Raw genomic sequence first — 20,710 nt, 5'->3', positions numbered from 1 at the left:
TGCCTGACCGTCGGCTCCACGGCGGGCTCAACGACCTACTTTGACGATGACTCCTTGGTTCGGCTTCAGGTGGATCGGTCTCCCGCTACCTTCTCCTGCTTGCAGTCCAGCCCGGTAGATAACAATCGGACGCCGCAGCCTTCCCGCTCCCAAAGCCGTGGTTCTCCAACGAGGATTTCCGTATCGTTCATCCTGCGCCCGAACGAAAAGACGTCGTTCTTTGCGCGGCGTGGCAGATACTCTCCCTGCGACAGGCAAGGCTCCTCCCGACGCAATGCAATGAGTTCACGGTAGAGGTTCAAGAGCGAATTCCGATCGCTCTGTTGTCCTTTGATATTGCGGGTGCGATCCCGGCTTAACGGCAACCAGGGTTTGCCACCGGCAAATCCGCTTCCCTCCGTGTCATCCCGACGCAAGGGTGCCCGCTCGGGGTCATGACAGGTCAAATCCCTTCATGAGCTTTTCGAAGGGGTCTTGGGTCCTCTCCGATGGAATCTGCACCTGCTCGGAGCCCATCTCATCCCCGGCGAACAGAAACGGCGTCCCTCTAATGGTCATTAACAGCATCGCAAGAATTGAGCCTGAGCCTGCCGCACCTTTCTGGCGACCCGGTGCTTGTCATGACCGCCGATCACGAAGGCCGGCCAGGCACCTTGCTGAAGCGCATTGAAATAGGCATCGATCGTAGCCTGAAGCGAGATCGCGCGCCATTCCGAGTCAAGCAGTGCGAAGTTCAATGGCAGGTGCAGGCGCGGCTTGCTGTTTCCGTAGAAATGGCCGATCCGATCCGTCTGCCTTGCAACTCGTCCAGAAACGCCCCTGATGTATTTGATGCAGTGATCGCTTCCGGCCTGTCGTCCGTAAACACGAGCCTGCTGGCCTGAGGGGCGGCGTCTTGTCGTTGGCCTCCGGGTCAGGCGGATTGTCGCGCAGCAGGTCATCCGATCAACACAGCGCTGGCATCAACCCGGAAGCCATCGACACCGCGCTCTAACCAGAACCGCATCACAGCCGCGATCGCTTCCCGGACCTCGGGGTTTCGCCAATTCAGGTCCGGCTGACTCGGCAGAAATGAATGGTAGTAGAACTGCCGGCGCTCCTCACACCACTCCCAAGCACTTCCTCCGAAGCGGCTAAGCCGGTTGTTCGGCGGACCACCGTGGGCACCGGGTTCCGCCCACAATTACCAATCCGCCTTCGGATTGTCGCGCGAGGCGCGGCTTTCTGCGAACCAGGCGTGCTGATCGGAGGTATGATTGGGGACAAGGTCGAGAATGAGCCGGATGCCCGAATCATGCAGGGCACGTAGCACGTTGTCGACATCTTCCAGCTTGCCGAAACGGGGATCACCCGAGCATAAATCGGCAATGTCATAGCCGAAGTCGTGATTGGGACTCTTGTAGGATAGCCGTCAGCCATACCGCGCCGATGCCAAGCCAAGTAGTCGACACGCTGCAGAAGGCCGACCAGGTCCCCTTGCCCGTCGCCGTTACTGTCCTGAAAAGACATCACGGCGATCTCGTACACGACCGCGCACGGCACCACGTTTCATTCGAAACAGGCGCGGATTCTTGGCGGCGCATCCCTACTCTCGCGGAAAGCAGACTCCTTGACGAGACCAGCAACGCACCCAATCTGGGCGGCTCTTCAATTTCCGGCGAGAGACGTTCGTTCCTAAGAGTACCGCGCAGCCAGCGCAGCTGGCTCTCGCATTGAACTTCCGTCCTTCGACTGCGGGAGCCGTTTTCTTGTCGCTGGGAGCGGCAGAAACGATGAACAGTTCGCTCCTATACGGCTGTGCCCTGTCGAATTAAAGGTCACATGAAGCACTGAAAGCCAGCGGGGATCACACGCTGCCGCCGTTAGGAACGCATTTCCGTTGAACTGGTTGGCCAAGTGGGAGATCTCTATGTCCCTGAGCCGACAACGCAAGATCCATCAAAGTGAAAACGGCGATAGCTGGTGGCTTTGTCAGGACGGCAAGGGAGTATTCGTTTTACATGAAGCGAATGCACTTGCTGGGGGACACGTTACAAAAGTCGCACTTGCAGATTTTCTAGCCAACAATAAGGGTGCACCCGAGCACCAGGCGCTCCTGAAGATGATTGGCGAGCTAACAGGTATGCTCTCCTAGCACTCGACCATGCTCCGGCCTGCCTGCGCCTTGCCTCGGCGACCACTCCACTCTCGCGTGCCTACCCTACGCAACTGACTTGAGCGTCAAGGATAGCTCAGCAATCACTCCCACATCAAACAAAGCAAGTTGAGGTTTGGCTATCATCAGCCAGACTATAGCGGCCACGGCGATGAAAGCTGGAATGCCGAAGGCAAACCACAGCCAGAAAATCCGGTGATACTCAGGAGGCAAAGGCGAGCCTTTTGTCGCCGCGATTGAGGCAAGATCCCTAAGGCGCATTTGCATCCAAACGACGGGCAACCAAAGTGCCCCCATGATGACATACAGCACCATCGACCAAACGATCCATCCTTCCCAGAAGGAGTAGCCGACGTGCAACACAAGCAGCGAGCCTGTGATTGGCTGTGCAACGACGGCAGTGGCTGTGAAGATAAAGTCCGCAATCACAACGATTCGGGCAACGCCCGCGATAACGGAGGGTTTTCCGCCGAGGTGCGCTGCAAGCATGAAAAACGCAATGCCGGATCCTGTGCCAAGCAGGACCGCGGCGCCGACGACATGTAAGTATTTGAGAACGAAGTACAGCATTATCGATCATCAAGAACAGCAAGCCCTACGAAATGCAGGATGATAATCGGCCAGATTTTCAGCATCGGCCCCAGAGGATCGGCCCATAGGCGAGGCACAAGTATGGTCCCGATGATCGCGTAAGTGAAGGAGATAGCGATGGCCGCGTAGAGTCCGTACCGGCTGGTTGGCCGATAAGCAATGGCGAGTCCAATCACGAGGTCGGATAATGCGCCGGCGATCACCGTGAGCGCCGCGCTGGCTCCTTCGACGCCGCCCTCGCCCATGAGACCCATACCGTAGCCCCAGCCCGGACCAAGGGAGACAAAGGCGGTGGAGATCCAGAATAGAGACACCACAATAAATATTGCTGGCTTGAGCAAATACATCCGCGCAAACCAGCGTTCCTGCACTGAAGCTGGTTCGGAGGCGAAGAACTCCGGGAGGCCTCTTGGACGCAGCCCAAGCCGCTGCATGCCTTCAAGATCGCCAACCGCCCCTCGCCTGATCTCCCGCTCGGCAGTACTTCGTACCGGAGGCCGCCAGCCCAACAGCGAAATCATGTCACCGAATTTGTACATTACGATCGAAACAAAGTTCGGCAAACGGATCTCGTGCGCTGGAGGCCAGCGGTACCAACCCCGGATCAATGCAATGACTTCGAGGAAAGAATGGCGATGCGGGCCGACCAGTTCGACAACTGTCCGTGTGGGCGCTCCGGACTGTAAAAAATGCTTGCACGGTTCGAACGACGTCCTCAAGCAGGACTATCTGGAGCTGTCCCGTATTCCGCATCACCGGCAGCATTGGGAGGGCCGCCAAGCCTCGCATGAGCGCGCTAGCCCCATAGGCCGCTCGACCGATTACGACGGATGGCCGCAAGATGATCCAATCGAGATCACGCGCCATCAGAGCCTTGTCGCCGGATAACTTCGTTTCTGAAAACGCACTGGGGGTTTGCCGGTCTACGCCAATTGCGGAGAAATGGATAACGCGGCGGATTTTGAGTTGCTCGCAGGCGGCAAAAAGATTCGCAATCCCCTGATGATGGACCATCGACGTGGAATCTTTTGGGCTATCTTGGAGCACCCCGGCGCAATTCACTACGGCTTCTACGCCGTCGAGATGGGCAGCCAGTAAGAGGGCGACGTTGCCTCGTTGAGATCGATCGAGATCGCGCCCGGACACCCGATTCCGGCGCTCTACTCATCGAAACAATTGAATGGCCTTGCGAGGATAGGTCAGCCACAATAGCGGAGCCCAACAGTCCTGTCGCTCCGATGACGGCAACCTTCATTGATGGTCCTCCGCGTTCGGAGTTAAGCCCTCTTCCGCGACCGTAAGCCTCGAACGAATTCCTCCATGTACGGAAGGACCTCAAACAGCAGGACTGCGAACAAGAACGTCGCCACGTATGCCCAAGGTAATGGTTCTCGCTTCAGAACGAGTTCGTAACGTGCGGGCTCAGAACCCAGCCCCCAAAGGCCGAGGAATTGTGGCCAGCTCAAGATAATGACGATACCCATCGCCATGAGAGGCATCAGCTCAAGAAAACTATGGACCTGCTGTTCGATGGGCGTGATGCGCCGCTTATGGCTGGCGAATGTTGTATCCCAGAGGGCTGTCAGCTGATGCGTAACAAAACCGACGACCATTACCGCAATAATGAGAGCGTTGATTTCCAAAAAAATTGCCGCCAGCAATGGTATCGCCAGTTCGATCAACATCAACAGATGAAGCAGTGTTTCCTTATAGCCGCTCGTCGTCTCAATCCGAGAAGCGCGATGGCAAAGGTAATCAGCAAAGCCGGCGAGTAACCAAAGAGGCAGCACAAAGTACAGCAATATGGTTTCGGCTGCTGCGGAATGAGACATCCGGTTAAGCGCTTCTTCTCTGTTTACAGGCTGTCTGGGGTGCGGAGGGGAGATGACTTGTCCTCGTTTCGCAACTCCTGCTCCGCCAACCGCCAGAATTCTTCCTCCCTGCCTTCGGGTTTGCCGCTTCGCTCCCATAGCTCATAGGCGCGCTTCTCAATTTCCTTTTCAGTCGGTTGGGTCACCACGTGCCTCCTTCAACTCTGTGGATCGGGTGAGCGTCTGCGCCCTCTTCGCAGTTTGAGCCAGCGACGCCGTCTGCTACCGAACGCGTACGTTCCGCCGAGCGCAAAATCCTTGCTCCCGTGATAAATCCGCGAAGGTCCGCAGGGTTCCTTCGTTGAAACCTCGCTAACAAGCGGTAAGTCGACTTCTTTGAACCGAGCGCGAGATACTGATCGTCGCGGGTCCTCGCCGAGAGGAGGAACAGCCTGGCACTGCAAGATCGGCCGAGGTACTGGCCAGATCCAAACTTCCATGGTTTGCGTCAGGACATTTGCTCTATTTTGCCGCGGCCTTACTTGTCCTGACTCAGATCGGGCGCTGTCTGCTCCAAAACCCGCGTAGATTCAGCCAGCGTCATATAACTCCGGGCAAGCATTTCAAGTTGGTAGCGCGCGTGTCTGTCGGCGGTGCTTGCAGCTGCTTTTCTGTAGTGCAGCGAGAGCTGAAGGTATTCGTCGACTGTTCTCATAGCGCTGGCACCGCATTCTGGCTGGTTTCAGGTCGCGCTTGCGCTTTCTCGGAGCGGAGAACAAGCTGCTCGTACTCAAGGGCAACCTTCAGCAGCTTAACCTTTGCTCGCCTGTTGGGGGCCTTCAGTAGCGTTCTCGCCATAGCTTCAGCGTTCGCGCCCATTTCGGTTTGTAAAGCGGGCGTTGCCGAGGCCGGTGCCGATCGTCAGTACGCCCCAACTCTTTACGTCCTGCATGAATGGGACCTCCGACAGTCCCTGCACTACGCCATCGTTGTGCATGATGACGACCGTGTCGTTCTCGCCGATCTTAGGGATCGCTTCGACGAGACTGGCCGGCAAATTGAACCTGCTGCTCTCCCAGTTTCCGGGCAGGTTCTGCGCGCCCTTCTCGATCGAGCCGTCACTCTTGATGACGCCGGGGCACGCGATGCCGATGAACGGCGCGAGCTTGAAACCCTCGTCTTCCGCCTTCGCGATCAATCCTTTGAGCATCTTGACCAGCCGCTTCACGGCGTTCTCACGGGACGGCTCGTCGTCGGCATGCCGCCATAACTCGAACTTCCACACGCATGCCTTGGAGAGATCCGGCGCCTTCTTACGGCGTGTTTCCACGACGCCGCAGCGGATGTTCGTGCCTCCGATGTCAACGGCAAGGATGGAATCGTGAGCTTCGAAGATCCAGGAAGGAGCGAGATATAGTGCGCCGATAAGGCCCGCGTCATCTGGGTGACAATGGATCGGGAGCATCTCGAGCTTGAAGTTGTCGGCTTTGAGGAGGATTTCGGCGCGTGCGATGGCGAGTTCGCCAAGCCGGCTGTCCCGAAGCCCGCCACCCACCACGATGCGCTCGGTTTTGTCCCAGGCCCTGGTATTGAGGAAGCGGCGCGTTACCTGAGCGAGCTCCTCTGCGAAGTCCTCAACGGCGCTATGGACGACTACTGAGGCGTCAGGGTCGTCTCCGCCGAGGGCAGCGTCGAGCTCTTTCTTGCTGACGTCTTCAGAACGTTCCTTCCCGAATGGGTCTTCGCCGGATTTGCGCAACGGCTTTCGCCAGGTTTCGAGAGTTTCTCGAAAGGCACCCTTGCTGGCGCGATCGCCTAAGAATTCTTCCTCATCTTTCAGTTCGAGGTTGAAACTGTCGATCTCGACCCACGGGAGGCGAGAGGCGCCGTGAGCGGCAATGCCAGTGTTCGTTTCGTCCGCCATCCTGAGCCTTACAAGCCGCGAGCAACTAAGCGGCTTAAACCAACACGCGCCACTGGCCACGGTTCCTCCCCCGTCGCCGGTTGCAAGGCACGGCATCCCGATCGGGAGCGGCTCGAATACTTGCGGTCGCGTCATGCCAAGCTCGTAAGGTCAACTTCAGTGGCTTCGCGAAATCGGGGTCTCCTTAGCTCTTTGTTTGGTCCGCGCACTCCGCACTGAGCGCGTCTTGCGCCGTACGTACCAGGCCACCACCGAGCTAGCGAGCCACGCAAATGATGCGCCCAGGAAGGCCGCCGCGATGCTGATGTCCGCCGCCAAAGAAAATGCGACCGCAAAGGCCAGCATGCCAAGCGCACCGAGCGCAGCGCCAGCAGCATCGACGGCGGCCGCCATTTGCCCGCGGCGCTTACCAGCGAGACCCGCTTCGCGCTTGCGGCGGATTTCATGCTTCTCAATCAGCGTTGCGCTCGCGCAGAATATGGCTGGAAGGGCAAGAAAAACGCCACCGATGACTGCTCCATAGCGGCTGCTGACGAGGCCAGTAAAGACGGTCGCAGCGCCGCCGAGTGCGAAGCGGATCAGATATTCGTACCAGCGGCCTTCCTTGAGAGATGACGGCGAAAACCTGATCGGGCTCACGTCTGAACTCCAGCGAAGATGACCAGCCCGAAGGCGGCGACCAGCCAAGCAACGAGTGACAGCAACGTAGCCGTCACTGCTCGTAGCTTTGCGCGGACAAGCAGATGGCAGACGACCACACTGTAGATGGCGAGCGCAATCGCTCCCGCAATCATCGCCTGGGTTTGCAAGGCGGCGTAGTTGCCCCCGTGCTGGTACACCGCGATTCCAAGCGTGGCGAGCGCGACCGAGGGCGCTGCTCCGAACAGGCCGGCGAAGCTCTTGGGGCGCAGAAGGTCTCCGAGCATCGCGAAGGCTGATACGACGGCGCCCCCGAGGAGGAAGCGGATGACGTACTCGGTCATTTCGCTCGCTTCCAGAGTTTGGCGAGCGGCCCGCCGGCCCCGTAGACTGGATCTTTGCGCGGTGGCGGCACCTTTGGAATCGTCCTTAGCGCCCGCGGACGGTCTTCAACGGTCGTGCACTCGTCGTATGTGCCGGTCGGCGGGTAGGCCCCGACGACGAGAAACTCATCATCCGCTGCAAGGCCCTGATGGCCCATGCCGGCGGGGAGAACCGCGACGTCGCCAGCCTTCAGCGTGAAGATCCTCCCCTTGTTGCCGCCGAACCGAACGCGGCCCTTGCCGCGCGCGACGCCGAGCACCTCATGGATCCTGGAGTGGTAATGCACGTAGTCGTAGATGCCGTCCCGCCAGGTGTCTCCCCATCCGTTCGCTTCAAACAAGTCTTCGATCACCGCCGCGGCATCCAGGCGGTTATCGAAAGCGACAGCGTTTCGATAGATAATGAGCGGCCATCGCGGATGGTTCGGGACGAGACCGTCATCCCTGAACCTGACAGTGTGAGGTTTTCGCACCCGCTCGAGATCCATAACCTTGCGCTTCCCGGGGCGCTGTAAACCGGTTGCGCGCTCCACGTATCCCTTCAGGTCTTCAAGAGTCGGCATGATCGTCCTCCGTTGAAACGCCGTTCGGGTAGCCGGTCCACAGCCGGAGGGCCCGTTCAAGCACCGCGCCAAGCGCGAAGCCGGCCACGACATCGCTCGCCCAATGCGCCATGATCACAATGCGCGTCAGCGACAGCGCGGCCGCAAGCGCCAGAAACGCCCGCCGGGGGCCAGCCGGCAACGCGCTGGCCCCCGATGCCAGCGCACCCATATGCAGCGCGTGACCTGAGGGAAAAGCATCCTCTCGTTTGCCGGAAATGGGGACGCCGTGGACGTGCCCAATCACCGTTCGACGGTCTGGCCGGGTTTGCTCAAACACAAGTTTCAAACCATGGGGCAGCAGTGACGCAGCAACTGTAACGAGCAAAGCGTGGTTACCTGCGCGCCGCAGCGGCGTCGCGCACCCGCGGGAGGCAAGCCACCCGACGGCTGCCAGGGCCAGCAGAACCTTCTCGTCGGCGCCCCAGGTCAGGGCGCGGGCCACCAGTTCCGGAGCCGGCGCGGTGTTGCGGGCGATAGAGCGCGCGACGACGACATCCGATCTGGTCGGCCGGACAGTGACCGGAAAGCCTGGCCTACGGCTAAGGCGCCTTGCTGACAAGCTAGCTATTTTGAACATGTCTCAAAGGATCGGAAAGGTAAGTACCCTTCCAACGCGTCACCTGCCGACAAGGTCCTCCCTTTGTCCTTTGGTCGAGATCCGGGCGCGCAAAGCGAAGCGGGAGCCGACAATTCGCGCCATGGCCGACCACTGCCGCGTAGACTGTCGAGCGAGAGACAGCGATTGAACAACGCCTTGATCGCGGAGGATGACCTGTTGGTGCGGCAGATGCTGGAGGACGCACCGATTGAAGTTGGCTTCGTTCCGGAAGTCCTTTCCTCCGCGGAGTACGCGGTCACGCTTCTCAACGGCGACGACGCCATATTCCGGGCGCTCGTGACCGACGTAAACCTCAGTGGCGCTATGACCAGCTGGGACTCGCTCCCGTGGTGTACATGACCGGAACGGCTGCGAAGGACCGGGCCAGGTTCGGCCTGGCCCACAGCATCCTTCTCACCAAGCGTTCGCACTGACTCAGCTCGTCACCGCGGTTGCCCAGCTTCTCAAACGCCAGCTGACCGCCAGCCTAGCTGTGGGTCGGAGGAACGGAACGTTCCGCCATGACGGCGGTTGCCCGAAGGGGCAGCCTTGGGCCGCGCCGAGCCAATGACGACTGCGGCCAAGATTGGAAGACACGTTGTAGCCGGCGAGCGAGAACGGTCGGCTGGGCCGGACAGTTGGACCCATCATCTCGGGGGTGGCTCTTCTGATGGCAGCGGCCCTGACTGCCGTACTGATCCCGGAAGAAAGCCGCCCTGTCGAAATCCCCGGAGGAAGAAATCCATCGCGAGACGGGTCCCGAGACACGGCTGCTCCCGAAACGGCAGGCGATAGCGACCGCGGCCGGCAGGCGAGTTCGCCCTCCGAGATCCCGGCGCGCGGATGGAAGGACATTCTGCTGCGGGTCTATTCCAACATCTCCGAGCACCGGATGTTGGCGCTGGCCGCGGGCATGACCTATTACAGCCTGCTGGCGATCTTTCCAGCGCTCGCGGCTCTGGTCGCGATCTACGGCCTGTTCTAGGATCCGACCGCCATCGCCGGGCATCTGGCCCAGGTTTCCGGATTCCTGCCCGGTGGCGCTGGCACTGATCTATCGTTACGGACCGAGCCGCGAGGCGCGGCGCTGGCGCTGGATCACCTGGGGCAGCGCTGCAGCCGCGGTGCTCTGGCTCGGTGCTTCCGCCCTGTTCTCCTGGTATGCGTCCGGTTTCGGGAAATTCAACGAGACCTATGGCTCGCTCGGCGCAGTGATCGGCTTTATGACCTGGCTCTGGATCTCCGCCATCGTCATTCTGATCGGAGCCGAGCTGGACGCGGAGATGGAGCATCAGACTGCGCGCGATACCACGACCGGTTCGCCGAAGCTGATGGGGGCGCGGGGCGCCAGAATGGCTGTCACGCTTGGAGCAGCGCGCAGCGACTGACGGCTTCCGGCTCTGCAGAGGATGGGCGGACCGCCACTCCTCGGGCGGATGGTGCCGTCAGCCAGCGGCTGGTATGTTCTGCCGCTTGCCACCGCCGGACTCCCACTCGGCGATCCGATCAAATGTTGGGACGTACTGACGCGGCCTGTCGCTCGTGCCCACGTACTCCATCGTGACCTTTACGAGATTGACATCGATCCAGGCGCTCATGCGCTCTTCCTCCGTCAGCGAGGTTCGAGCGGCACGCGGGCCGGATCCATCCCGGCCGTTGGACCGAACGTCAACGGCGACTTATAGGTCGGAAGTGCTCGAATCCGTTGTTCGCAAAAGTATTCTTCAAAATCTCGTCGCCGGCCTTGAAATGGGCCGTGGCTATGGCACCCGCGACGACTGAGCTGTGTCCCTGAGGTACTCTCACCATTCCCTCCAGGGCCAATGTTCCCGTCGAACTCTGCGCTACTCTTCGCGACCGCCGGCCGGTCTCGGCGCAAATCGCCGGAAGGGCAAATCCGTCGTGAGTAGGAACCAACGCCAGCGACCAATGTTCGGGCTGATAACCCCTCTAACTCCGAGGCCTTCCATGTATCACCATGTCAAGAAGCTGATGTTCACTGTCCGCGTCGACGAACCGGACCCTCGTTTTGGCAACATGCTTCTTGAACAGTTCGGCGGCGCCAACGGCGAGCTCGCGGCCGCGATGCAATATTCCATCCAGGGTCTGAACTGCGAGGACCCGGACCGCAAAGACCTGCTGATGGACATCGGCACCGAAGAACTGAGTCATCTCGAAATCGTGGGCACCCTCGCCCGCATGCACCTTCAGCCGGCGAAGTTCGATCGCCAGGCGGCCGAAGCCGATCCCCTGATTGCGATCGCGGGCGGCGGTGGCGTGAACCTTTTCAATTCCCAAGGCAATGCCTGGACGGCCGACTACCTGAAGATCACCGGCGAGCTCGACGTCGATCTTCGGAGCAACATCGCCGCCGAGGCGCGCGCGAAGATCGTCTATGAGCGGCTGATCAATTTCTGCGACGACGCCGGCAGCAAGGATGCCTTGCAGTTCCTGATGACCCGCGAGATAACCCACATGAAGGCCTTCGCGCTGGCGCTCGAGAGCATGAGCAAGCCGGCCTTCAGCATCGGCCGCATCGCGCCGACGCCCGGGCTGGTCGATCAGTTCTTCAACGATTCCACCGGCACGGGCGACCACGGCGAGATCGACGCCCGCGGGCCATGGAATGAAGGAAACGGCTGGGTCTTCACGGAATCCCCGGCGATTCAGGCCGACCCCGACGTCTCGACAGCGATCGTCGCGGAGAGTTCGTCCCCGAGCGAGCAGGCCGGCCTGAGTGACCTGTTGGTCGATGAGCTCCGCGACATCCTGCACGCAGAAAAGCAACTAACCAAGGCGCTCCCGAAGATGGCGGAGGCAGCTCGCTTCGATCAGCTCCGTGAGCTGTTCGAGCAACATCTCGTTGAGACCGAAAATCAGGTGAAGCGTATCAATGAGTGCTTCGAGCGGCTCGGCAAGTCCGCGCGCGCGAAACCTTGCAAGGGCATGATGGGGCTTGTCGAGGAAGGCCAGGAGATCATCGCCGAGGGCAGAAAGAAGGAGGACGCGGCCGCCGACCTCGCTCTGATCGGCGCGGCGCAGCGTGTGGAGCACTATGAGATCTCCGCTTACACGACAGCGAAAAACCTCGCCCAGCAACTTCGCCACAGCGCCGTCGTCGCGTTGTTGTCGAAGTCGCTGGCCGAAGAAGAGAATTCGGATCAGCTACTCAACCAGGTCGCCCGATCGCTGATGTCGGTAGCAAGAATGCCCGCCACACTCGAGCAGGCGGAATAGTATTGCCGGCCGGGGGCTAGACTTAGATACCCGCGGGCATCTACGAATAGTTCAGCGGCAGCTCATTATGGATGTGGCAGGCTGCGACGGCAGCGTGCCCGAAGGCGACGGATATCTGGTGCAAATCGCTGACGACGTCGCCAACGCCGTAGAGACCGCTGATCGTGCTCTGCTGCTTCTGATCCACGGTCAAAAATCCTTCCGCTGTATGATCTGCTCCCAACGCAAGCGAAAGCTCCGAACGAACCTCGCTCCCCATGGCGGCGTAGATCACGTCGAATTCAGCCGAAGAACCGTCGACCAACCGTGCAACAATTTGGCCGTCACGCGTTTCAAGGCGCGCCAAGGCTGCCGTGATTTGCACCTCTGCTTCGTGCGGCTTGGCAACCAACGAGCCCTTCCCCTCCTGGATGTCATTGATTGGAATGAGCACGACCTCCCCTGTGAATCCGCGAAGAAACCGTGCCTTGCCGATGGCATGATCCAGCGGCCCGACTACTCCTACCCTCTTGCCACACGACTCGAAGGCGTCACATATCGGACAATAACGGAGCAGGCTCTGCGCGACGGCACTCACCCAGTCCTTCATGGGAGGATGTCGATCGACGATACCGGTCGCGAGCACGACTTTGGTTGCTCGAATGTTGGTGCCGCGGACAGAGGCAACGAAGCCGCCCGTCTCTTTGGAGAGGGTATCTACCCTGCCCTCGACAAGGTGAATGCCGAGTGCCGCCACCTGCTCCCTCATGCGCGCGAGCAATTCGACACCCGAAATTCCGTGTGTAAATGCTGGCAGGTTGTGGCTCTCGGGAATCAACGCTGCACGGCTGGCGTTCGCGTCGATGATCGCGACCTTTCGTTTGAACCTGCCAAGGTAGATTGCGGTCATAAGCCCACCGGGGCCCGCGCCTACAATCAACGCGTCCACCTCTTCCTGCGAACGTGCGGCAGAGTTGCTCAAATGGTCCTGCGCCTTCCGGCGACAAACCCGTAGATCAGCAGCACGATGATCGCCCCGACGATCGCGCCGACGAGCCCAGCTCCCTCCCCAGGGCGGTACCATCCGAGCGACTGCCCAAGAAAAGTTGCAACGAATGCCCCGACGATGCCAAGGACGGTCGTGAGGATAAATCCCGACGGCTCATTGTCGCCAGGCATGATGAACTTGGCAACGACCCCCGCGACAAAGCCGATAATTATCGTCCATATCACGCTCATCATGTGCTCCTCGCGATTCCTGGAAGGTTATGCATTCCGGTCGGGCAGGCGGCCACCGGGCGTGTACTTGTCCACGGCCGCCGGAAGCTCACGCGAAAGCCTCGCAAGCAGCTCTTCCTGCGGAAGGCCGGTCTGCTGCTCCAGCGTAGCTAAGATCTCCGGTCCAATCGCTTGCTTCAGCTGAGGCGGCGAGATGTCCTTGTTCGGCCCGTCGTTGATCCACGATTGAGCGGCATCCCCCTGGCCATTCTGCTTGAATCGGTCGAGGAGCTCTCCAAGCCCGCTATTCAATAGACCGCCCACGCCAGCGCCGCCCAGCATGCCCGATAGGTTGCCGAGCCGGCCTCCACCCGACCCGGCTTGCGGCTGTCCACTGGTCTGGTTGCCAGATCCGATTCCGCTGAGAATTTCCGCAAGCTTGTCCCTGTTCTGGTAGCCAGCAATAGCGAGCAGACCGAGCAAAGCCGTCAAGGATGGCATTCCGCGGCTCATGGCTTTCTCCCTTAAAGGACCGATGTCAATTTTGTTGGCCAACTATGCGAAGGTCGCTGTCGCGGTTCGGCGCGCCGGTCGGTTCGAGGTGCGCTGCGCTCACCTTCCCCCGCACTGCATCCATGGCGCTACGGCCTGTCTCCTGCAGACGCTCTAAGGCTTCGGATCCGACGTCACCGAGTTCGGCTTTAAGCGTGTCGGAGGCCTCGCGGACGCTTTGTGAAACGGCTCCGGCGCGCGCGTTGAGATCCTCTTTTACTTTGTCGCTGACTTCGCCGGCCCATTTGTCTTCGAGACCCGATGTGGCGAATGCGCCAGCGACGGCTGCGCCGAGGGCCAAACCGATGGCGCCGAGCATCAACGGTTGTCTCTCGATCAGGTCGGAAAAAGACGATTGCACTTGTGCAATGGTCTCCTTCCGAGGCAGCGTCTCACTCACCTTGGTGAAATTCTCCCGCGCGTAAGCTACGCCTTCGTCGAACCGGTCCTTGATCATGTCTGCAGCGCCCGATACAGCGTCGGTCGCGGTTCTCGTGCTCTCGCGCAAGGTGTCGCCAACGTGCTGCGACAATCCGTGATCCATTTCCGGGGCGGTCGGCGGACTGTTCGTGAATTTAGGTGCGTTCGACCGCGGATTGGCGCTGACGTTGGCGAGCGGTGCTGTCGCCGCGCTCTTCAGCTTCTCGTGGCCCATCAAGAGCCACAGCGCACCGCCGCCGATGAGGGCAGCAGCAAGCGGATTCTCGCGAACCGCTTCCCTGAGGTTTTGCATGAAATTGACTTCGGTAGCACTCATCGGACCATTTCCTTCACGGTGTCCTTGTCCTTTTCGAGCTGCCGCATCGTTTCGCGAGGCGCCAGCTTCCGGGCGTCAAGGCGGTTCATGCCCACCGCAAACAGGACGCCCGCCAACACCGCGGCAACCACTGCTGAGACAAGGTAGGAGATCGATTGCGACCAGCCACTAGCGATCAAGGCGGCCGACAGCGCGAACAGGGCCATGACGAGTGCAGGAACAACCAGGACCGCCCCGGCTGCGAAGAAGCCGACCTCCCAACCAACCTGCTGAAGGTTCTCGCCGAGCTCGGCTTTCGCGAGATCGACTTCGTTCTGGAAGAGCTTTGCAAACTGAGAAAGCGCATCACCCAAGAGGGTTGAGATGGTCCGAAGGTCGGATTGGGTGCTCATGACGCATCCTCGTCTTGTGAGGATGAGGTCGGTTTGCCAGAGGCTCGAAAGAAACGCACGGCTGCGAAGCCCGCGAGGACCGACAGTCCAAGGAAAGCGGCGGGCTGGCGCTTCGCAAAATCGGACGTCCCATCGACGAGATCGCGGAAGGTCCCATTGCGGATTTTCTCGGCCGCGTCTTCGACGTAGTCGGCGGCGGAGTTGATGCCGCGCGCGGCAAAGGGCGCATCGTTGTCAAATGCATGGGCGGCTTGCCGGATATTTCCCGCGAGCCGGTTTACGAAATCCGCTCCGGAGCGCTGCTGCTCCTCGGCCTTGTCCTGGAAGCGATCCGCCGCTCCCTCCGCCACGTCCGCGGCAACGTCGGCCGCCTCCTTGAACTTGTCGCGCGCGGCGTCCGTTGAAGCCCGCAGCGCATCACCTGCGCGTTGCCTGACATCGGCGCCTGCATCGGCGATCTGATCCTTGAAATTTTGCGGGGAGGCCTCGTCCTGCCCTTGAGAAGCGGCTTGCCGGATATGGGTATCAAATTCGCTCATGACGGTTTCTCTTCGGTTCGAGAAGGATGAATGCCGCCGTGACGATGTCGTCGGCCGCTTCCTTCAATTTTTCGGACATATCCTGGGTCATGCGACTGGCGTGTTTGCCGAGATCCGCCTGGGACACGCTCTTTGCGGCAGCATCGGCCGCAGAGAGCACACTATCCTTTGCTGTCTCGAATCCGGACTGGGCGGCCTTTCCGGCAGCGCGCTTGGCACTATCGCTGGCCTTACCGATTGCGGCAGCTTCCGCCTTGGTGTCAGGAAGGGAAGCTGCGATGATTGCGCCGATCGCAACCCCCAGGCCAGCGATCAGGGCAGCATTGTCATGGATCATCTGCCGGGCGGTTTCCGGAGCCGCGGCCGCCTTGTCGCGAACGGTCGAGCGAACTTGCTCGATCTTGTCTTTCGCGCTTTCCGAGGCGGCATCGATGTCGGCCCTCATTTTATCCGTGGTCCGCGCCGCCCGATCCTTCAGGTCGTCGGCCATTCCGGCCGCCCCTGCTTGAGCCTCCCCTGCGATGTCGGTGGCCTGCTCGCCAAAAGACTGGACACGTTCGGCAGCCTCACCCGCCACTTCCTTGACCGTTTCGACCGTCGGAGCCGCTGCCTCCGCTGCGCGGGCCCGTACGGTCTTCGAAGTTAGGGCGAGGCCCGTGCCAATCATGAGGAGGGGAAGCGGGAGGCCCCGTGCCAGCCGCAGGGCTGGCACGGCAACCGCAGTCCCAGCCGCGATCGCCTGCAGCGGGTTTTCCAGGGCTCGCTGCTTGAGGCTGTCGAGCCAGCCCTGGGTTTTGCGGCTGACAAACTCGGAGACTTCAGACTTAATGGCTTCGGGCGAGACCTTGTGGCGGAGGTCTTCTGTGGTATCGCTGATCTGCTCTCTCAAGCGATCGACAGTCGCTGCAAGCTGCGCCCGGCTCCGCTCGGACTCGCGCCTTAATTCCTCAAGGGATCGTGTCATGGCTTCGCTGCTTTGTCATTGTTGTTTGAAAGCGAACTCACGCTTTATTGAATCGTTCCTCCGACCCGCCAGCCGGCGAGCGCGGCTTGGTCAGCGCGGCGCCGAACAGGGTGATCTGGATCAGCGCGTGCCACCGCGCGAGTTCGGCGTCCCCCCAACGTAATCGCTGACAAAGGGACAGGCCGATCGTGAAGAGAGCGGCAGTAGCGTCGGAGCGAGCTAGAGTCGCGGCAAACTCGCTACTACCTCATTGGGGTGTGCGGCGGGCATTGCAGCAGAAATGCCCCCTCGACGGGTATGGTGGACGCCGCGAGTTAGTCCTTTGGTTTGGCTTCCTCGCCTTGGCCCTCGGAGTGGACGGGATCTTCCCGCGCGATCCGGAGCCACGCCTTGCGATCCCGATCAGTTGGAGCAGGTGCGCCTGTTTCTTGGCCTCCTTGACCGCGCGGCGGTAAAGAGCAGGACCGTCACTTTCCGGCTGGAGCATGAACGCGAAAGCTTGCTTAGGCGAGCTGGCGTTGCCGAGACGGGCACTCACCTGAGCGACTGGTTGCAATCGACCGGCTTGCAGCCGCCCAAATGACGAAAACCGCACTCGAAATACTCATCGAAGTACAGGCCGATCTTGGGAACTGAGGCGCCTCGCCCATGGCGGGGCTACGAGGCGCAGCTTGAGGAGCCGCGCGATGCTCGAAACGAATGATCTGGTGAACTGTCCGAAATGCGGTGCTTGGCCGATGGCCGTCGGCTCTCAGAAGGACATGCTCGCGCAGCCCCAGATCACCTTCAGATTTTCCAGGTGCGGCAGCGAGGAGACCGGGCGGCTCCGACGTGCTGCCTCGTTGTCGGTCTCGGCAAAGGGCAATCTGGACGCGGCCTGAGTGTGATCCCGGGCCGATCCTCTGGAATTCGTCTTCTTGCCGGGACTGGTCACCGACGATCCTGACAGCGGTGTGGCTCTTGACGTTCGCATCGATCGCCGGCGGAAGCAGGGCTGCATCAAGGGCGCAACCGTCGGGGGAGTCGCCGGCCATATGGCCGGCATGGCAAACCTGGCGCTGCGTCTGGATGCGTGATCGGGCATCGCGAGGCCAACCGAAGAACCCGAACAACTCGAATGCCCAAGTACCCTCGGGCCGGAAGTAGCACCGGCACTAAGACGTGCAGCCGATGAAGATCCGCGCCGATTCCGGCAGCCAAATCCTCGAAGGCTGCATGGACCGCCCCCGGGCGCACCGCGTCGCCGCCTTAGGAACGGATGCGATGTCGCTTCCGTTGACCGCGAAACAGCAAACTCCAGGAGGTCGACATGGCCATGGAAGATCGGGAGACCGCCAGTCTCATTGGAAGCGACAAGGTCGAAGGCACGGACGTGTACGGGCCCGACGGGCAGAAAGCCGGTTACATCGAGCGCGTCATGATCGACAAGGTCAGCGGCAAGGTGTCCTACGCGGTGCTCAGCTTCGGCGGCGTGTTCGGCATCGGGGACGATCATTACCCGCTGCCTTGGCAAACTCTGAAGTACGACACGAACCTCGGCGGATACGTCATCGGCGTCACCCAGGACCAGCTCCGCGGCGCTCCCAAATACGCCGACGAGAGCAATTGGAATTGGGACGCACAAACGAGGCGCTCGGTTGACGATTACTATGGGGTGCCGGTCGCCTAGCGAGGCGGTCGGACACCGCACGTTACGCACAGGAAGGAGCCGCCGCGTCACCGCGGTCGGTCTGCGAGGCACCATGAGAGCGGTTTTCGCGCGTCGCCGACAAGCGCACGGACATGCCCAGTTATCGGTGGCAGCGGTCCTGGTCGCGCTTGTCGCCGGCCTTCTGCTGCTATGCGCAACCTCGTGCAGCGCCGCCGAGAGCTGAGGGGCGGAGGCCGATGCGGATCGCCCAGATCGCTCCGTTGGCCGAAAGCGTGCCACCGAAACTTTACGGCGGCACGGAGAGGGTCGTGGCTTGGCTGGTCAACGAGCTGGTCGAGTTAGGCCACCAGGTGACCCTGTTCGCGAGCGGCGATTCCAGGACGCGCGGAGAGCTACATGCGGTGTGGCCGCGCGCCCTGCGGCTCGGGCGCCCGCGCGTCGACCCGAACACGGCGTGCACGCTCTTGATCGAAGCGGTCTCGCGTCGCGCCTGCGAGTTCGACGTTATCCATGCGCACATCGACTGGCTGCATCTGTCCGCCCTCAGCCGGTGCGGGATCCCTTTCCTCACCACCCTGCACGGGCGCCTCGACCTGCCCGGGATCGGCGAGGTGGTTCGGCAGTTTCGGGAGGCGTCCTTCGTCTCGATTTCCGACAGCCAGCGCGCTCCGCTCAAGGACGCGAACTGGTGCGGGACGGTTCATCACGGTTTGCCGGCCGGTCTGTTTCGGCCATCCTACGCGCCCGGGTCGTACCTCGCCTTCCTCGGACGGCTCACGCCGGACAAGGGGCCCGAGGAAGCCATCCGGATCGCGCGGGCGGTCGGCATGCCGCTGCGGATCGCTGCGAAGGTCCCTCGAGGCGAAACCGGCTACTTCAAAAAGCGTATTCAGCCGGAGATCGACGGGAATCGGATCCAGCTCATCGGCGAGGTCGATGAGTTGGGGAAGCAGTCGTTTTTGTCCGGCGCTGCGGCCCTGCTGTTTCCGATCGATTGGCCCGAGCCGTTCGGCCTGGTGATGATCGAAGCGATGGCCTGCGGCACACCGGTCATCGCCTATCGGGCCGGATCGGTGCCGGAGGTCATCGACGAAGGAGTGACCGGGTTCATTGTCGAGAACGAAGCGGAGGCGATGCGCGCGGTGAAGGAGCTGGCACGGATCGACCGGCGCAAGGTTCGGGCGCGGTTCGAAGAGCGCTTCACCTCAGACAGGATGGCACGGACCTACGAGGACCACTATGGGCGGCTTCTCGCCGCCGGCAGGCCTGCCTACCCGCCCGTCGCCTCCGAACGCCTCGGTACGCTCGCGTCTCCGCTCGTCCCGTGAGCGGCGCTGATCAGGGCGTTGGCTTGGGTTCGATAGAAGGAGGATTGCATGCGCTATCAAGAAAGCGAGCGGCACCCGCGGCGGTGGTTCGCGTCCATCGCAAACAAGGCCTCGCAGGCTGCCGGCCGTGCATCGGCCTTCATCTTGGCCTGCGCTGTAATCGTCATTTGGGCCGTCACGGGACCTCTGTTCCGATTCTCCGACACCTGGCAGCTCGTCATCAACACAGGCACGACCATCGTGACCTTTCTGATGGTTTTCCTGATCCAGAACTCACAGAACCGGGACAGCGCTGCGATCCAGGTCAAGCTGGATGAGCTCATCCGAACCGGAAGCGTCCAGAACTCGTTTGTCGGCATCGAGCACCTCTCCGCCGACGAATTGGAGGAGCTGCGCGCCCTCTGCGAGGAGCGGGCCAGGGTGGTCGCCGCAGGGAGAAGAGGCTCAGGCAGGCGCCGCCCACCCAGAGCCCAGGACGCTGCCGATGGCTAACGGTCCAGCGCAAGAAAGAACGGCCTCGCGGCCAATTCCAGGAACGCACGAGCCAATGCGACGTGCGAGCTGAAAGTAGCCGCAGAATTCAGAGGAGGAATTCACCATGAGGTGCATTGCGAGCGCACTGGTCTTTGCTCTGGCGCTTTCCGCCCCCGTCGCACTTGCCCAGACCACGAAGCCGGATGTCTCCGGCGATCCGAGCGCGCAGAACTCGGGTGCCGGTATAGCCGGCCAGCCGGGCAACAAGAATGGTCCAGCCGCCAAGCCGGGTGAGACCATCGGCGCCAACTCGAGCTCGAACCAGCAGGATCCGACCGTCCAGCATCAGGACACCTCCAACGTCACAGGTCTGCCGGGAAACAAGAGCGGTCCGCCAGCCAAGGAGCCCGATCGCAAGTGATGCGGGGACGATAGAGGGATCTTCTCGTTCGTCGGCAAGCCCTTTTCGCCACCGGGCTCCCTCACCATCCGGACGATCTCGTCCAGATGGGCTTCTTCAGGGTGCGACCGCCGAGGTGCAGCGGGCGAATAGCCCCTGGGCTAGATCACCGGCAATTCCGCGATGACGAGATCAGGATTCTTGGCGGCCTCGATGGCGACGACTTGTCTTGGGATCGCCGGACCCGCCTCGCGCTCAAGTTCGATGGTTACCATGATGCGATCCGGCGAGCTTCTCGCCGCTCTCCTTCGGCAAGACCTTGCTGACCTGCCGTCCAATGGTCAGCACCGCCTCGAAAGGAGCCATCGGAAACAAATGCGAACGCTAAGCCAAGCGCACTGCGGGCCACGTTTTTCAAGCCTATTTAAGGTATTGCACAAATACGAAGCGATCAATGAAAAAGGGAATACCTAAAAGGCGAGGCCGCCCGGCGACTGGCAAAGACCCGTCGCG

The 20,710-nt window shown here is 61.0% G+C and carries 30 protein-coding genes and 2 pseudogenes; 11 read left to right on the top strand and 21 right to left on the bottom strand.

Going from position 1 to position 20,710, the window contains the following annotated elements:
- Positions 1–65: 65 nt before the first annotated feature.
- Complete coding sequence (locus ACVWY5_RS07395) at positions 66–416, bottom strand: alpha-amylase family glycosyl hydrolase (RefSeq protein ID WP_456671768.1); 351 nt, start codon at positions 414–416, stop codon at positions 66–68.
- A gap of 204 nt (positions 417–620) precedes the next feature.
- Between ACVWY5_RS07395 and ACVWY5_RS07390 the strand changes: the two genes are divergently transcribed.
- Complete coding sequence (locus ACVWY5_RS07390) at positions 621–884, top strand: hypothetical protein (RefSeq protein WP_321177080.1); 264 nt, start codon at positions 621–623, stop codon at positions 882–884.
- Between the two features lie 53 nt (positions 885–937).
- Here the strand turns inward: ACVWY5_RS07390 and ACVWY5_RS07385 are convergent.
- Positions 938–1,369: pseudogene (locus ACVWY5_RS07385) on the bottom strand (alpha-amylase family glycosyl hydrolase).
- A 540-nt stretch (positions 1,370–1,909) separates the two neighbouring features.
- Here ACVWY5_RS07385 and ACVWY5_RS07380 point away from each other — a divergent pair.
- Positions 1,910–2,134: a hypothetical protein gene (locus ACVWY5_RS07380; RefSeq protein WP_283089628.1), complete on the top strand. Its 225-nt coding sequence runs from the start codon at positions 1,910–1,912 to the stop codon at positions 2,132–2,134.
- Positions 2,135–2,200: 66 nt separating this feature from the next.
- On the opposite strand, the gene ACVWY5_RS07375 is transcribed toward ACVWY5_RS07380, so the two are convergent.
- From ACVWY5_RS07375 to ACVWY5_RS07325, 11 genes are all read right to left on the bottom strand, one after another.
- Positions 2,201–2,725 carry a DUF2269 family protein gene (locus ACVWY5_RS07375; RefSeq protein WP_051376327.1) on the bottom strand — a complete coding sequence of 175 codons (525 nt, stop codon included), beginning with the start codon at positions 2,723–2,725 and terminating at the stop codon, positions 2,201–2,203.
- Entirely contained in the window at positions 2,725–3,309 is a 585-nt protein-coding gene (locus ACVWY5_RS07370) for a DoxX-like family protein (protein WP_321177079.1), read from the bottom strand. The genes ACVWY5_RS07375 and ACVWY5_RS07370 overlap by 1 nt, the downstream gene beginning before the upstream one ends.
- Entirely contained in the window at positions 3,269–3,793 is a 525-nt protein-coding gene (locus ACVWY5_RS07365) for an NAD(P)H-binding protein (protein WP_321177078.1), read from the bottom strand. The genes ACVWY5_RS07370 and ACVWY5_RS07365 overlap by 41 nt, the downstream gene beginning before the upstream one ends.
- A complete protein-coding gene (locus tag ACVWY5_RS07360) occupies positions 3,780–4,001 on the bottom strand; it encodes an NAD-dependent epimerase/dehydratase family protein (protein ID WP_321177077.1) in 222 nt (73 codons plus the stop codon). Before ACVWY5_RS07360 ends, ACVWY5_RS07365 begins: the two co-directional genes overlap by 14 nt.
- A 22-nt stretch (positions 4,002–4,023) precedes the next feature.
- Positions 4,024–4,578: a hypothetical protein gene (locus tag ACVWY5_RS07355; protein ID WP_028337213.1), complete on the bottom strand. Its 555-nt coding sequence runs from the start codon at positions 4,576–4,578 to the stop codon at positions 4,024–4,026.
- Between the two features lie 23 nt (positions 4,579–4,601).
- A complete protein-coding gene (locus tag ACVWY5_RS07350; protein WP_080667266.1) occupies positions 4,602–4,763 on the bottom strand; it encodes a DUF2934 domain-containing protein in 162 nt (53 codons plus the stop codon).
- Positions 4,764–5,419: 656 nt separating this feature from the next.
- A complete protein-coding gene (locus ACVWY5_RS07345) occupies positions 5,420–6,481 on the bottom strand; it encodes an ROK family protein (RefSeq protein ID WP_038377905.1) in 1,062 nt (353 codons plus the stop codon).
- A 156-nt stretch (positions 6,482–6,637) separates the two neighbouring features.
- Complete coding sequence (locus tag ACVWY5_RS07340) at positions 6,638–7,120, bottom strand: hypothetical protein (protein WP_028337214.1); 483 nt, start codon at positions 7,118–7,120, stop codon at positions 6,638–6,640.
- Positions 7,117–7,464: a DUF3147 family protein gene (locus tag ACVWY5_RS07335; protein ID WP_028337215.1), complete on the bottom strand. Its 348-nt coding sequence runs from the start codon at positions 7,462–7,464 to the stop codon at positions 7,117–7,119. The genes ACVWY5_RS07340 and ACVWY5_RS07335 overlap by 4 nt, the downstream gene beginning before the upstream one ends.
- Positions 7,461–8,066, bottom strand: coding sequence for a cupin domain-containing protein (locus ACVWY5_RS07330; protein WP_028337216.1), 606 nt, complete (start codon positions 8,064–8,066; stop codon positions 7,461–7,463). The genes ACVWY5_RS07335 and ACVWY5_RS07330 overlap by 4 nt, the downstream gene beginning before the upstream one ends.
- Positions 8,053–8,685 (bottom strand): phosphatase PAP2 family protein, encoded by a 633-nt coding sequence (locus tag ACVWY5_RS07325; RefSeq protein ID WP_038377906.1) that lies wholly within the window; start codon positions 8,683–8,685, stop codon positions 8,053–8,055. The genes ACVWY5_RS07330 and ACVWY5_RS07325 overlap by 14 nt, the downstream gene beginning before the upstream one ends.
- Before the next feature lie 165 nt (positions 8,686–8,850).
- Here ACVWY5_RS07325 and ACVWY5_RS07320 point away from each other — a divergent pair, with 165 nt between their 5' ends.
- The gene (locus tag ACVWY5_RS07320) at positions 8,851–9,066 is read left to right on the top strand and encodes a hypothetical protein (protein ID WP_152977396.1); all 216 of its coding nucleotides are present in this window, start codon (positions 8,851–8,853) and stop codon (positions 9,064–9,066) included.
- A gap of 310 nt (positions 9,067–9,376) precedes the next feature.
- A pseudogene (locus tag ACVWY5_RS07315) lies at positions 9,377–10,094 on the top strand (YihY/virulence factor BrkB family protein).
- Between the two features lie 57 nt (positions 10,095–10,151).
- On the opposite strand, the gene ACVWY5_RS07310 reads toward ACVWY5_RS07315, so the two are convergent.
- On the bottom strand, positions 10,152–10,304 hold the full coding sequence (locus ACVWY5_RS07310; protein ID WP_160321700.1) for a hypothetical protein: 153 nt from the start codon (positions 10,302–10,304) through the stop codon (positions 10,152–10,154).
- A gap of 370 nt (positions 10,305–10,674) precedes the next feature.
- Between ACVWY5_RS07310 and ACVWY5_RS07305 the strand changes: the two genes are divergently transcribed.
- A complete protein-coding gene (locus tag ACVWY5_RS07305) occupies positions 10,675–11,943 on the top strand; it encodes a DUF892 family protein (RefSeq protein WP_028337219.1) in 1,269 nt (422 codons plus the stop codon).
- A 40-nt stretch (positions 11,944–11,983) separates the two neighbouring features.
- Here the strand turns inward: ACVWY5_RS07305 and ACVWY5_RS07300 are convergent, their stop codons facing one another.
- From ACVWY5_RS07300 to ACVWY5_RS07270, 7 genes are read right to left on the bottom strand one after another with little or no spacing between them, the layout of a single operon-like run.
- Positions 11,984–12,871 (bottom strand): FAD-dependent oxidoreductase, encoded by an 888-nt coding sequence (locus ACVWY5_RS07300; RefSeq protein WP_028337220.1) that lies wholly within the window; start codon positions 12,869–12,871, stop codon positions 11,984–11,986.
- A 29-nt stretch (positions 12,872–12,900) separates the two neighbouring features.
- Entirely contained in the window at positions 12,901–13,161 is a 261-nt protein-coding gene (locus tag ACVWY5_RS07295) for a GlsB/YeaQ/YmgE family stress response membrane protein (RefSeq protein WP_028337221.1), read from the bottom strand.
- 27 nt (positions 13,162–13,188) lie between these two features.
- On the bottom strand, positions 13,189–13,653 hold the full coding sequence (locus tag ACVWY5_RS07290) for a YidB family protein (protein ID WP_028337222.1): 465 nt from the start codon (positions 13,651–13,653) through the stop codon (positions 13,189–13,191).
- Between the two features lie 25 nt (positions 13,654–13,678).
- Positions 13,679–14,449: a hypothetical protein gene (locus ACVWY5_RS07285; protein WP_051376328.1), complete on the bottom strand. Its 771-nt coding sequence runs from the start codon at positions 14,447–14,449 to the stop codon at positions 13,679–13,681.
- Positions 14,446–14,841, bottom strand: coding sequence for a phage holin family protein (locus tag ACVWY5_RS07280; RefSeq protein ID WP_028337223.1), 396 nt, complete (start codon positions 14,839–14,841; stop codon positions 14,446–14,448). The genes ACVWY5_RS07285 and ACVWY5_RS07280 overlap by 4 nt, the downstream gene beginning before the upstream one ends.
- Positions 14,838–15,380: a hypothetical protein gene (locus ACVWY5_RS07275; RefSeq protein WP_028337224.1), complete on the bottom strand. Its 543-nt coding sequence runs from the start codon at positions 15,378–15,380 to the stop codon at positions 14,838–14,840. The genes ACVWY5_RS07280 and ACVWY5_RS07275 overlap by 4 nt, the downstream gene beginning before the upstream one ends.
- The gene (locus ACVWY5_RS07270; RefSeq protein WP_028337225.1) at positions 15,367–16,344 is read right to left on the bottom strand and encodes a hypothetical protein; all 978 of its coding nucleotides are present in this window, start codon (positions 16,342–16,344) and stop codon (positions 15,367–15,369) included. Before ACVWY5_RS07270 ends, ACVWY5_RS07275 begins: the two co-directional genes overlap by 14 nt.
- Before the next feature lie 686 nt (positions 16,345–17,030).
- Here ACVWY5_RS07270 and ACVWY5_RS07265 point away from each other — a divergent pair.
- From ACVWY5_RS07265 to ACVWY5_RS07240, 6 genes are all read left to right on the top strand, one after another.
- Positions 17,031–17,225: a hypothetical protein gene (locus ACVWY5_RS07265; protein WP_028352355.1), complete on the top strand. Its 195-nt coding sequence runs from the start codon at positions 17,031–17,033 to the stop codon at positions 17,223–17,225.
- Positions 17,226–17,261: 36 nt separating this feature from the next.
- Positions 17,262–17,420: a hypothetical protein gene (locus tag ACVWY5_RS07260; protein WP_431016697.1), complete on the top strand. Its 159-nt coding sequence runs from the start codon at positions 17,262–17,264 to the stop codon at positions 17,418–17,420.
- Positions 17,421–17,653: 233 nt separating this feature from the next.
- Complete coding sequence (locus ACVWY5_RS07255) at positions 17,654–18,013, top strand: PRC-barrel domain-containing protein (protein WP_028337226.1); 360 nt, start codon at positions 17,654–17,656, stop codon at positions 18,011–18,013.
- A gap of 218 nt (positions 18,014–18,231) precedes the next feature.
- Complete coding sequence (locus ACVWY5_RS07250) at positions 18,232–19,323, top strand: glycosyltransferase family 4 protein (RefSeq protein WP_028337227.1); 1,092 nt, start codon at positions 18,232–18,234, stop codon at positions 19,321–19,323.
- A 48-nt stretch (positions 19,324–19,371) separates the two neighbouring features.
- Positions 19,372–19,815, top strand: a complete 444-nt coding sequence (locus ACVWY5_RS07245; RefSeq protein WP_028337228.1) for a low affinity iron permease family protein — start codon at positions 19,372–19,374, stop codon at positions 19,813–19,815.
- A 106-nt stretch (positions 19,816–19,921) separates the two neighbouring features.
- Positions 19,922–20,218, top strand: coding sequence for a hypothetical protein (locus ACVWY5_RS07240; protein WP_028337229.1), 297 nt, complete (start codon positions 19,922–19,924; stop codon positions 20,216–20,218).
- The last annotated feature ends 492 nt before the right edge of the window (positions 20,219–20,710 follow it).

The sequence above is a fragment of the Bradyrhizobium sp. USDA 3256 genome (assembly GCF_054058275.1).
Note: the sequence above shows the minus strand (reverse complement) of the source record. Positions and strands in the feature narration are given on the sequence as shown.

Excerpts from the sequence above, each read along its gene's own strand:
- ACVWY5_RS07290 (WP_028337222.1), bottom strand. The coding sequence starts at position 13,653 with ATGAGCCGCGGAATGCCATCCTTGACGGCTTTGCTCGGTCTGCTCGCT.
- ACVWY5_RS07240 (WP_028337229.1), top strand. The coding sequence starts at position 19,922 with ATGAGGTGCATTGCGAGCGCACTGGTCTTTGCTCTGGCGCTTTCCGCC.
- ACVWY5_RS07330 (WP_028337216.1), bottom strand. The coding sequence starts at position 8,066 with ATGCCGACTCTTGAAGACCTGAAGGGATACGTGGAGCGCGCAACCGGT.
- ACVWY5_RS07295 (WP_028337221.1), bottom strand. The coding sequence starts at position 13,161 with ATGAGCGTGATATGGACGATAATTATCGGCTTTGTCGCGGGGGTCGTT.
- ACVWY5_RS07255 (WP_028337226.1), top strand. The coding sequence starts at position 17,654 with ATGGCCATGGAAGATCGGGAGACCGCCAGTCTCATTGGAAGCGACAAG.
- ACVWY5_RS07265 (WP_028352355.1), top strand. The coding sequence starts at position 17,031 with ATGCTCGAAACGAATGATCTGGTGAACTGTCCGAAATGCGGTGCTTGG.
- ACVWY5_RS07355 (WP_028337213.1), bottom strand. The coding sequence starts at position 4,578 with ATGTCTCATTCCGCAGCAGCCGAAACCATATTGCTGTACTTTGTGCTG.
- ACVWY5_RS07275 (WP_028337224.1), bottom strand. The coding sequence starts at position 15,380 with ATGAGCGAATTTGATACCCATATCCGGCAAGCCGCTTCTCAAGGGCAG.
- ACVWY5_RS07310 (WP_160321700.1), bottom strand. The coding sequence starts at position 10,304 with ATGAGCGCCTGGATCGATGTCAATCTCGTAAAGGTCACGATGGAGTAC.
- ACVWY5_RS07390 (WP_321177080.1), top strand. The coding sequence starts at position 621 with ATGACCGCCGATCACGAAGGCCGGCCAGGCACCTTGCTGAAGCGCATT.
- ACVWY5_RS07245 (WP_028337228.1), top strand. The coding sequence starts at position 19,372 with ATGCGCTATCAAGAAAGCGAGCGGCACCCGCGGCGGTGGTTCGCGTCC.
- ACVWY5_RS07270 (WP_028337225.1), bottom strand. The coding sequence starts at position 16,344 with ATGACACGATCCCTTGAGGAATTAAGGCGCGAGTCCGAGCGGAGCCGG.
- ACVWY5_RS07285 (WP_051376328.1), bottom strand. The coding sequence starts at position 14,449 with ATGAGTGCTACCGAAGTCAATTTCATGCAAAACCTCAGGGAAGCGGTT.
- ACVWY5_RS07375 (WP_051376327.1), bottom strand. The coding sequence starts at position 2,725 with ATGCTGTACTTCGTTCTCAAATACTTACATGTCGTCGGCGCCGCGGTC.
- ACVWY5_RS07250 (WP_028337227.1), top strand. The coding sequence starts at position 18,232 with ATGCGGATCGCCCAGATCGCTCCGTTGGCCGAAAGCGTGCCACCGAAA.
- ACVWY5_RS07360 (WP_321177077.1), bottom strand. The coding sequence starts at position 4,001 with ATGAAGGTTGCCGTCATCGGAGCGACAGGACTGTTGGGCTCCGCTATT.
- ACVWY5_RS07280 (WP_028337223.1), bottom strand. The coding sequence starts at position 14,841 with ATGAGCACCCAATCCGACCTTCGGACCATCTCAACCCTCTTGGGTGAT.
- ACVWY5_RS07345 (WP_038377905.1), bottom strand. The coding sequence starts at position 6,481 with ATGGCGGACGAAACGAACACTGGCATTGCCGCTCACGGCGCCTCTCGC.
- ACVWY5_RS07305 (WP_028337219.1), top strand. The coding sequence starts at position 10,675 with ATGTATCACCATGTCAAGAAGCTGATGTTCACTGTCCGCGTCGACGAA.
- ACVWY5_RS07325 (WP_038377906.1), bottom strand. The coding sequence starts at position 8,685 with ATGTTCAAAATAGCTAGCTTGTCAGCAAGGCGCCTTAGCCGTAGGCCA.
- ACVWY5_RS07380 (WP_283089628.1), top strand. The coding sequence starts at position 1,910 with ATGTCCCTGAGCCGACAACGCAAGATCCATCAAAGTGAAAACGGCGAT.
- ACVWY5_RS07335 (WP_028337215.1), bottom strand. The coding sequence starts at position 7,464 with ATGACCGAGTACGTCATCCGCTTCCTCCTCGGGGGCGCCGTCGTATCA.